5 protein-coding genes, 1 rRNA gene and 1 pseudogene are annotated in these 11117 nt (G+C 49.2%); 5 read left to right on the top strand and 2 right to left on the bottom strand.

The window, feature by feature from the left end:
• Nucleotides 1-68: 68 nt before the first annotated feature.
• Together V8F51_RS28075 and V8F51_RS28080 are read left to right on the top strand one after the other, a co-directional pair.
• Entirely contained in the window at nucleotides 69-6746 is a 6678-nt protein-coding gene (locus tag V8F51_RS28075) for an InlB B-repeat-containing protein (protein ID WP_337103818.1), read from the top strand.
• Nucleotides 6747-7005: 259 nt separating this feature from the next.
• Complete coding sequence (locus V8F51_RS28080) at nucleotides 7006-8124, top strand: NAD(P)-dependent alcohol dehydrogenase (RefSeq protein ID WP_337103819.1); 1119 nt, start codon at nucleotides 7006-7008, stop codon at nucleotides 8122-8124.
• Nucleotides 8125-8156: 32 nt separating this feature from the next.
• Here the strand turns inward: V8F51_RS28080 and V8F51_RS28085 are convergent, their stop codons facing one another.
• Together V8F51_RS28085 and V8F51_RS28090 are read right to left on the bottom strand one after the other, a co-directional pair.
• Complete coding sequence (locus V8F51_RS28085) at nucleotides 8157-8423, bottom strand: TetR-like C-terminal domain-containing protein (protein ID WP_337103820.1); 267 nt, start codon at nucleotides 8421-8423, stop codon at nucleotides 8157-8159.
• A 35-nt stretch (nucleotides 8424-8458) separates the two neighbouring features.
• Nucleotides 8459-8767, bottom strand: a complete 309-nt coding sequence (locus V8F51_RS28090; RefSeq protein ID WP_337103821.1) for a TetR family transcriptional regulator — start codon at nucleotides 8765-8767, stop codon at nucleotides 8459-8461.
• A gap of 408 nt (nucleotides 8768-9175) precedes the next feature.
• On the opposite strand from V8F51_RS28090, the pseudogene V8F51_RS28095 reads away from it, so the two are divergent.
• From V8F51_RS28095 to V8F51_RS28105, 3 genes and pseudogenes are all read left to right on the top strand, one after another.
• Nucleotides 9176-9625: pseudogene (locus V8F51_RS28095) on the top strand (TetR/AcrR family transcriptional regulator); the annotation flags it as partial.
• A 23-nt stretch (nucleotides 9626-9648) separates the two neighbouring features.
• Nucleotides 9649-10374 (top strand): VCBS repeat-containing protein, encoded by a 726-nt coding sequence (locus V8F51_RS28100; protein WP_337103822.1) that lies wholly within the window; start codon nucleotides 9649-9651, stop codon nucleotides 10372-10374.
• Between the two features lie 647 nt (nucleotides 10375-11021).
• Nucleotides 11022-11117: ribosomal RNA gene (locus tag V8F51_RS28105) — 16S ribosomal RNA — on the top strand; the annotation flags it as partial.

Consider the following 11117-nt stretch of genomic DNA (forward strand, 5'->3'; position numbering starts at 1 on the left):
CTATAGATGTGTATCTATCATTATCCATCTAAAATTGAAAGATAAGGACAATAGGGGGGAAGCCGGACGTGAATAAATGGTATAAACGCACAATAGTTTTATGGCTTATCGTTTGTTTGACGGTGTCGTTAATACCGATGGGTGCAGTTGCCGCTTCAGAGGATGGGAACAGCTCTTCTACGCCAATTACTTGGCATGATGCGACACAGAATGCGGGGACAGCGCAACATTCTTTTCAAGACGTTAAACCTACGGATTGGTTTTATAATGCTGTAACCTATGTGCAGCAGAATGGAATATTCAGCGGGACAGGAAATAATAGCTTCTCGCCTCAAGGTACAATGACTCGCGCCATGTATGTAACGGTGCTGGGACGAATAGCAGGCATCGACGCGAGTAAATATACTTCTTCTGCATTTACAGATGTGCAGCAGGCGGCCTGGTATGCGCCTTATGTGCAATGGGCAGTGGAGAAAGGCATTACAAGCGGCACAGGTCCTAATATTTTTTCACCGAACGCTTTGATATCAAGAGAACAGATGGCGACGCTGACCTTGCGGTATTTTGAAATCGAGAACATCGCTTATCAGACGGGCGACGGCGTAACGACGAAGCCGAACGACCTGGCGGACATTTCTCCTTGGGCGGTCGACGCGGTCGTAAAGCTGTGGCAAGCAGGCGTGCTTACTGGAGATGCGAACGGTAATGTCAATCCTCGCGCCTATGCATCTCGTGCGGAAGCGGCTGTTTTTTGCATGCGCAGCAACGAAGCGGTGAAGGGGTCGGGCAATCAGATTCCAGTCGATCCGACACCAACGCCCACGCCTACTCCCACGCCCGAAGGTGAGAATGCCGGAAGCGGCGATGGCGGCAGCTCAGGAAACACCAACGATGGTACGTATACCATTACCTTTGAAACCAATGGCGGATCGGCTATTGCCAGCCTCAAGCTGCGCAAAGGCGATCCTCTGAGTAGTCTTCCGGCTCCAACGAAGCCAGGGTTTATTTTCCAAGGTTGGTACAAGGACAGCGCTTTTGCCAATGTGCTCTTCGAAGGTGATTCAGTCACCGGCAATATGACGCTGTATGCCCGGTATATTACAAGCCTCGATAGCGCTGTGACGACTGTTCCAAGCGTATCGGTGCTGGATCAAGCGCCGAGCTTTACGGTTCAAGTGAAGGATGCTACGGGCAAAATGACGGCAGGCCAAGTGCTAGCCGGAATAAAGTTCGAGTCCCCGGCGAATCCCGCGTTTGCGGGTATTGTCGTCACGGGCTCGAAGGGTCAATTCACAGTAGCGGCCAAGAGCGGCGCGTTCGAGGAAGGCAACACGTATCAGCTCAAGCTGACGGATACGAATCTGTCTTTCCAAGGCCAGGATAAGACGACGACCATCTATGTGTTTAGCATCGCCAAACAAGCAGTCATGAAATTGCCGCTGAATCCGGACATGATCTATCTATCGTTCGCGGACGTATCGAATATGATGCTGAATGGCGAGGGCGTTGACGCACCCGCAATTCCGGTCATTACGACAGGGATCGGCGGCAGCGGGGCGGATCTGAACGAGGCGAACGCGAGCAGCGGATCCTTTGATTATACCGGAGACGCTAGCATTCAATCGGGGGATATCGTCGCGATCTATGAAGGGGTTCGTCCTGATCTGCGTTCCGCTGAGGATGATGGCAGCGTCGCTTATGTACAGATCGCGGCGATCAACGGCAACAGTTATACCTACACCCATGCCGATTCCAAAAAAGTGCTGGTCAAACCGGATGTTCTGCCCGTAAGTACGGAAGCGGACACGGATGGCGACGCGACGAATCACTCGATCACGGTAGAGCATGTGGTAATGAATTTTAGCGACAGCAAATATGCGCCGTTAGGTCTGAATGAGCTTACCGTTGTCAATGAGGGCGACTTTATCGCCTTTTACAATGGAAAATTCAACAGCAAAGCGACTTCGGCGGGTTATAGTCTCATTACGTCAATTACGCGTGACGCAGAGATGCTTATAATTACGTATACGGATGTCACACTAGACCAAGTGACGAGCGCTCTGGATGTCTATCAGCAGCAAGCGTTCGATGGCGATGAATTATTGTCTGGTGCGGATGTCGCGAGATTGGAGGGGCGGATCAAGCAGCAAGCGGTATCGAGCGGATTCGTCGATCAAGCCGCCGATTATTTGTCCCAGATGGCGCTGCACACCGACAGCTTCCAGCAGCAGTACGATGCGCTTGCGCCAAAGGCTGCGGCAAGCTCCTTTTCCAGAGTTAGCGTGGAAAATCTGACCGTTGTGCCGTCCATTAGCAGCACGTTGAATAACTTATCCGGATCCGGTGTAAGCGTCGCTCTTCAAGTAGGCGCCGACATTGTCATTCAAATCAATGATGAGAGCGACATTGTTATCCATCTGGTCGGTACATTTGTCGAAGAGATTAAATTGTCTCTCAGCATCAATGGCGATACAGAGTGGGGCTTGTACTGGATTTTCCCATATCTCAAGGATTATGTCATAACAGCAAACTTGGATGCCTACACCTTTACCGGTATTAATATCACGGCTGAGATCACAACCGTCTCGCATGATAAGCTGGATGATGTGTTATCGGACTGGCTGCAAGCCGAGGACGTTCAGAACATAGCGACGGAGCTTCAGGCGTTAATTGATGGCGTGGAAGATACCGGAGTGGACGCGACGACACTGAAGGAAAGCTACAAGAACTTACTGGAGGTAGAGACGGATTGGGTTCCGCTCCTTACCCAAAAGCTCGTTGATAAAAGCGTAAGAGTATGTCTGGGCATCATTGAGGTCAACTTTGCGGTAGATTTTGTTGTCAGTGCCAATGTGAATCTGACGGTCGGTATAGAGTTCAATTATAAGAGCGCCAAGCGCTACTCCGCTACCGTACGTATTTTTAGCTTCACGGGCAGCAGCAACACCGTAAGCTTGCCTGGCGATGGAGACTATCAATTTAAGTTCTACGTACTCGGCACCTTGGGATTGCGCGCGGGTGTTCAGGTCACGCTCCAAGCAGGGATTGGGAAGGTCGATTGGAACAGTATCGGCATCTCCGTTGAGCCTGGCGTCTATTTGAATTTGTGGGGATATTTCTACTATGATCTAAAGAACGCGGGCGGCGTAAAAACAACCACAACGATCGGCGCGCTTTATTTGGAGCTTGGCATTTACTTGGAGTCCCTCGTCCGAGCCCAGGTAGGCGATGGGCTGCTCGAAGCCACTTTGCCTATATACGACAACACATGGCCTCTATTCTCTGCGGGGACACAAAACAATGTTGTTGATTTCGCATACTCGCAGCACCAAGTGCCTAGCTATGATCTAACCGGACGAATGAAAGGCGATAATCTTCCTCAATTATCAGGCAACCTGATGTACATGGAAGTCATGGACATCAAGACGGGGGAATCGACAAGAAAGCTATTCGATCGATCAAATTTCACGATCACGACGGATAGCAGCGATTTCGTTTATGATCCTGTCAGCAACTATATCGGGATTTCAGAACAATTGAGAAAAAAATGGTATGATGGAGAGCCTATCAATGCTCGCGGCAATATCATCATCACATGGAACAATGAGACAGGGTCTCTCTCCGTAGCTCCAACCCGTTCCATTCCGGTGTCTTTCACTGCTAAAGTGGGTGATACTACATTTGTGCTGTTCCCGATGAATGAGGGGGCTCCGAGCATCACCCTTACTGGTCAATTTGGCACAGCCATTGATATTCCCGCCGATCCTGTATATTCAGGCCATACCTTTGCCGGGTGGTATACGGCGCAAACCGGCGGTACGAAGTATACGATCCCAAGTAAGATGCCGGCGCCAAGAGAGAGTCGAACCCTGTATGCGCGATGGACCCTAAGGACGGATACTCCTTACAAAGTGGAGCACTACTTATTTAAACCGGATGTCGTGAATCCGTATAATCCGAGCCCTGGGGATGCGAAGCTGGCTGCGACAGAGAACCTGACGGGCACGACGTATTCGAAGATTACCGTTGCCGATACGAATCGGTTCAATGCTCAGGGGTATCGTTATGGTTTCACTCAGAACGGAAGCAATGTCGGACCTGGATATTTGATGCATAATGGGTCGACTGTAGTGAAGGTGTATTACTTTCCGGATTTGAGAAAGCTCACCTTCAAAACGGGCTATGGCGGCAATGCGGTTGTGGGTACGCTAACTGATGAAATCGGGTCCAAAGTCTCATGGATACCTGTTATGTCAAGACCCGGCTATACGTTTGTAGGATGGTCGACACCTGTTCCGAGCGTAGTTCCGAGTCAAGACACCACATATACCGCCATCTGGAGGGCCAAAGACGATACGCCTTACAGAGTCGTGCACTTGCAACAGGACATTGCCAAAACGAAACTGGGACTTCCGATTCTCGGCAACACGTACACAGTCGTTGATCAGGAAGAGCTTACAGGCACAACAGATACTGTAACAAACGCGGTAACGCCGAAGAGCTATGAGGGCTTCACCTTCGACAGCAGCGTTACGGGCACATTGCAATCGGATCACATATCGGGCGATGGCTCTACGATTCTGAAGCTGTACTATAAGCGCAATACGTATACCGCAACCTTCAATCTCAACGGCGGCACTATAGCGGGTTCAACGGCGCCTTATAAATTAACGGTTCCATACAGTGCCAGAATACCGCAGCCTTATGTGACCAAGGGAACGGATGTACTCACGGGATGGTCGCCTGCTATTCCGGCCACGATGCCGGTGCATGACGTTTCATTCACCGCACAGTGGAGCGAGAAGACGGCTCCGTATAAGGTGACACATTATAGGCCAGATACAACGGGACAATACACGATAACCGAGGTGGAAACGTTAAACGCCCCCGAAGGTACAACGGTCACAGCACCGCCGAAGAGCTATGAAGGCTTCACGGTGGACTCCGCTGTGACAGCTACAGTTGCATCGGGTGTAGTCGTCGATTCGACGAGCAGCCCCCTCCAATTGAAGCTGTACTACAAACGCAACGTCTACAACGTGACGCTTGATCTCGATGGAGGGACTGTCTATGCAGGGACTCCCAATGCCCGGACAGGCAGTTACACTTTTAGCATTCTATATGGGATTTCTCTCACGTCTATCCCCATTACGAGGGCAGGCTATATATTCACGGGTTGGTCCCCTGCTTTACCAGGGAAAATGCCTGCTGAGAATATCGCTGCTGTTGCACAATGGACGCCTAATCTCGCGATTTCTGGCGTGAGTATAAACAATATGGCGCCCGCAATAGGAGACATTCTGAATGCCCAAGTAACGATGGGTGATGGTGCTCCGGTAGGCAACCGTGTGACATATCAATGGAAAGTCGAAACGACAACCAGTGGAACGTTCGCGAATGCCACAGGCATGGGGAATACAACAGCGAGCTACACGGTCGCAGACGCGGATATGGGCAAGAGATTGCAGGTAGTGGTAACGGGAGTCAGTCCGATAACCGGCACAACAACCGCAACAACCAACGTGGTATCCGTTCCGATCACTGCCGTTACGATTAACAATGACTCTCCGGCATATGGTGATGTGGTTACAGCCTATGTGACCATGGGCGATGGCAGCGCGGCCGGCAATCAAGTGACGTATCAATGGCAGGTAGAGACGGGAGCTGGCACCGGAACGTTTAAGAATGCGACAGGTGCGGGCCATACAACAGCGAGTTACACAATCGCGACAGCAGATGTTGGCAAGAAGCTGCGAGTTGTGGTGTCGTATTTGGGTCGCGCAGCAGGAGCTGTAACAAGCGAAGCCACAAGCGCCGTAGGCGTGAATGTCACGGGTGTTACGATCAACCATACATCGCCTAAAGTCGGCAATCTCCTGACAGCTGTCGTAACAATGGCTGATGGTGCTCCGGCGGGCAACCGAGTAACTTATGAATGGATGGTACAAGACATAGTCGGAAGCAACCAGTACGTGCCTGCCGCAGGTGCCGGAAAAACAACGGCGAATTATACGGTTGCGGCGGGGGACGTAGGGAAGAAGCTGCAAGTCTGGGTGTATGGCGCCAATGAAGGGCTCGGTATGGTGATGAGTGCGGCAACGAATGCCGTGCAGGCTGCCGATTCGTCTTCGGAGCCGCTTCCTGCATGGATTACGAGCGCCGAAGCGTTAGATTTGACGTCGGCGACGGTCACGGTCGTATCCGCAACCGAAGTAGCTATAAGCGGTGCTACGCTGACGGATGCATGGACCCTCCCGGAAGGCGTAACGCTGAATATGAGCAATACAACGATGGATAGTTACACCTTGACCATTTCGGATGGCTCGACGCTGAATGTGAGTAACTCTACGGTGGACGGCAATATTGAGACGTTAGCGGGCGCAACGCTGAATGCAACGGCTACGACATTTGGCGAAGGCTATTATTGGAACATCGTGGAGGGAGCAACGCTAAATGTGAACGGTACCGTTACGGTGGCTTTGGCGGCAACGCTGATCGTGAATGGTGCAGTCAACATTTCAAGCGGGGCGACGTTGATCAATGACGGCGCAATCACAGGCGATGACGGCACCACGGGCGTGATCACGAACAACGGAACGATCACGAACAACACGACGTTCATAAACTCCGGCACGATCACGAACAAAGGCACAATTACGAACAACGGAACAATCACGAACACAGCCGGCGCGACCATCAACAACACCGGCGGCACGTTCACAGGCAACGATCCGATTACCATTTAACGAGATCAATTGAATGACGCGGCAAAGGGGCTTTTCCGGATAACGGAAAAGCCCCTTTGTGCGAGTGGAGAGCGGTTGAAATGGGTCCCGCAGGAGGTGACAATTGTCCAACACTTTTGTCCGTTTTGTTTGTTGAAGGCGCTTACTAACCTTTTTATAATAGACATGCGCGCAATAATAAGAGATTCAATCATTGTCTTTCTCGCGAGAAATACCTCTATAGTATCAGTAACTACATTGGAGAAAGAAGGATGTAAGCATGAAGATCAAAGCCGCTGTGCTTAACGAGATAAAGACTCCATATGCAATCGAAGAATTAAATCTAAGCGAGATCCGCGAAGACGAAGTGCTGGTCAAGATGGTCGCCTCCGGCATCTGCCACTCCGACGACGTTGTCCGCACGGGTGATTCTCCGTACATGTTCCCGGTCGTGCTGGGGCATGAAGGCTCCGGCATCATTGAGAAGGTCGGCGCATCTGTGCGCGGCTTCAAGCCAGGCGACCACGTCGTCCTGTCGTACAAATATTGCGGCCATTGCGACAACTGCCTGACCGGCGTTCCCGCCTCTTGCGAGGATTGGGCTGCGCTGAACATGAGCGGCATTCGTGAAGACGGAACTCCGTACTTCCAAAGAGAAGACGGCTCGGTCGTTCATAACTTCTTCGCTCAATCCTCGTTCAGCACGTATTCGATCGTGTACGAGCGTAACCTGACCAAGGTCGATCTTTCCGCCGATCTGCGCCTTGTAGGACCGCTGGGCTGCGGCTTCCTTACTGGAAGCGGCACCGTACGGAACGGCTTGAAGCCGGAACCGGGCTCTACGGTTGCAGTTTTCGGCACGGGCGCGGTAGGTCTGGCAGCGATGATGGCCGCGAAGATCTCCGGCTGCACGAAGATCATCGGAGTCGATATCCACGACCATCGCCTTGAGACCGCAAAGGAGTTGGGCGCGACCCATACGATCAATAGCAAGGGCATCGACGTCGTTGCCGAAATCCGCAAGCTGACTGGCGGCAAAGGTGTGAACTACACAGTCGATACAACGGGCGTTCCTCAGGTTATCCGAGCCTCAATCGAAGCACTGGCCATTGGCGGCACAGCTGCACCGGTCGCGGCATCCAAGCCGATCGAGCTGAACACGATCAACGACTTGACCATGTTTAACCGTACAATTAAGGGCGTCTTAATGGGCAATGCGGTACCGCAGTTGTCGATCCCGCAGTTGATCGAGTTCTTCCAAGCGGGCAGCTTCTCTTTTGATAAGCTCGTTAAGTTCTACAAGTTCGAAGAGATCAACGAAGCGGCAAACGATTCGCTGTCGGGCAAGACGATCAAGCCGGTCATGATCATCGACGAAAGCTACGTTCCGGGCAAATAAGCTGTACAAGAAAAAGAGACTCATGAGCGAGATCATGGGTCTCTTTTTTTGGTAGTGACATGGGTCGGGCTTATCGTCGTATTCGCGATGACCTGTTCGCACATGAACGAGGCCGAATAGCTGAAATCCTGCTTGATCCAGTATTTAATAACTCCGATGAGGGCCGAGATGTGAAACGCGACATTGATCTCGTAGTGGATCAACTGTTCGGAGGTTTCCTTCGACAAGACGAATTCCTGTGTATACAGCTGGAAGAGCAGGTCTTCGATTCGATCGAAAATATCGGGATTCGAATTCACCCGAGTCAGAGCTTTAATTAGTCGTTGATGCTTCTCTAAGTGATCGAACAGAATGACGGCCGTTGGATTGTCCGCGCTTCTGAGAGGAATTTCTTGCGCGTTGCGAAGCGGTTCCCGAAGGGAATGGATGAACCCTTGCGGGCATCGGCGTACAAGTCCTCGATCAGCTCTATTTTATTCTGATAATGGAAGTAGAAGGTGCTTCGATTGAAGCTGGCTCGATCCATAATCTCGGAGACGGTAATGTCGTCGGGCTCGCCGCTCTCGAGCAGGAGCTCGATAAAGGCTTGCTTCAGAGCATGGTTCGTGCCTAGTTGCCGGCGATTATGGCGAGTCGTATCCAAGATGCTTCCTCCTGATCGTGATTCTCAACCGATGTATCACGTTTAATTATAAAATTCAGGATGAAGGGTTTGCAAGTCATATCGATATTCGAAGTTCCCTCATTGAATGAGAAGCCTAGGCAGTCGGCCCCCTTATGGAGCTCGACTGCTGCCTTTGCCTTCACTCACCTTATTATTACGTGGTTGTAAAATAGGATTCCCCAAAAAGCTCTTTCACTTGATAGCTGCCGGGTGTAAGTTCTTTTTCAAGCAAGTTAGAAAGGCATGGTTGGTGTTTGGGCTGTATGTCTTCCGAATTTAGAATTTGCTGCAGGCCCTCAACATAGGACTCGAACGGACGACTGCCTACGATTTTCAATCCTCTATTTTCATTGTTCATTATAACAATCGTCGGGAAACCTCTAACCCGTTAAGGATATTACAACAGAGGCTAATATTAACCGCGCAACGTTCTATTATCACTTTGAAGATATATACGACTTGTTGGACAAAGTATTGTCGGATGTTTTATTGATTAATTTGAATGCCATAGACTTCGAGAAAAGCGAATTAAATGAAGCATCAATTATTGATAACTTTGTGGCCATAACGGATTTTCAGAAATCAGCCGAAGAGGACGAAGCTCAACGAATTACAGCAGTCATTATAAGCTGGGGTATTTATGGGGCTTCGGTGGAGTGGAGAAGAAATCGCAAGGAAACATCGCCGGAAACATTTATCAAGTCGGCTAAGCCTTTTCTAATGACGCAGCACCACAGGCAGCATGGGTATAAGCCGTATTACTCAGTTAACGAATATGCAACGATTTGTCCGCGCTTAGTAACAATATTCGACAGATGCCCATATCATAAGAAATAGGGTATTTAAAAGGAGCGAATGGGATGAATTATTATTATCGTCATCCATCAATGGCTGTTCCAAGCATCGTAGCAGTTGCACAAGGGGATGTGACGGGAGACGGGATATCCGACAATGTTTATCTAACAGGGGTTCGAACACCTGACAGTCCGTTTATTGAACAAATCACGTTGGTTGTGCAGGACGGAAGCAGCGGTAGAGTAACCCATACGCCATTACAGGATAATGCGGGTTATAATCCGACAATTTTTTTGGGTGATTTTACGGGGAATAAGGTTAATGAGATTCTGGTTAGCATCGATTCCGGCGGTAGCGGAGGGATCATGTATCACTACGTATACTCATTCTTAAACAACGTCGCGAAAATAATATTCAACTACAGCGCGTATAATGAGCTCTATCAATACGTAGTGACTTTCAAGGACGATTACAAAGTTGAGGTTCTTAGCAAACTGAACAAGATGAAATATATCATCGACATCTCCGGTAGAGACAAGGAGTATCTAAGTGAGATCTATTGGGAGAATGGGAAGTTGAAGCAGCCCATATCAGGTTTTGTAAATCCGTTAAGCGGTTTGTATCCTGTCGATTTCGATGGAAATCATGTGTATGAGCTGCTGGCTTATCAGAAGATAGCCGGGAGATATAACGCTGATGCCTTGGGTTATGTCTTAAATATCTTGGTGTGGAATGGCAATCAGTTCACTCTTGGGGATCAGAATGTGGCTATATTCGGCTCTCCTGCTTAATAAGCAGTTATCGATTTTCTTCTTCATATGAGCGCTCGGTTTTATAGAGAAGGCACCTGGTTGGGTGCCTCAGATTCACCAGATAACGTACCGGCATTCATTAAGCTGCGTTAGTTCAGGGCATCCAACATGGGTGCCCTGTTTTGCATTAGGGATGATACGATAATGGAGGAGAGTTAATAATGCATCGAAGAAGGTATACAATCGAGATAATCTTTAATGAGCTGAGCCATAAGGTCAAAGTTTAGTTTGATGGTCGTAGCAACTCATTAACTAATAAAAGAGTTTTTCAATTTTGTTATAAAGAAAGACTGGAATATTTTTCAGGTTGTGCAGTCTTATATGGGCATGCTATTATAACGTTCTGCCGTCAAGAGAAACGGCATCGAAGAGATAAGAAAATAGCATTTTACTTATAAAATTCTCGCTTTTGAGAAAAAATAAAAAAGTGCTTGCATTTAGAAAACAAATTATGATAAGATATTCCTCGCCGCTAAAAACGGCATAAGAAAGAAACAAAACGAAAATAACAGTTGTTCCTTGAAAACTGAACATTGAGCGATATGTTTTTAAAGCTAGTATAGAAATGAGCAAGTCAAACACCTGAAGATTTTCTAATCGACATTCCGTCGATGACGAAAACTTCTATTATGGAGAGTTTGATCCTGGCTCAGGACGAACGCTGGCGGCGTGCCTAATACATGCAAGTCGAGCGGAGTTATTCCTTCGGGAATAACTTAGCG

Origin of the sequence: Paenibacillus sp. YIM B09110 (assembly GCF_037167145.1) — a bacterium.
Taxonomy (GTDB): domain Bacteria; phylum Bacillota; class Bacilli; order Paenibacillales; family Paenibacillaceae; genus Pristimantibacillus.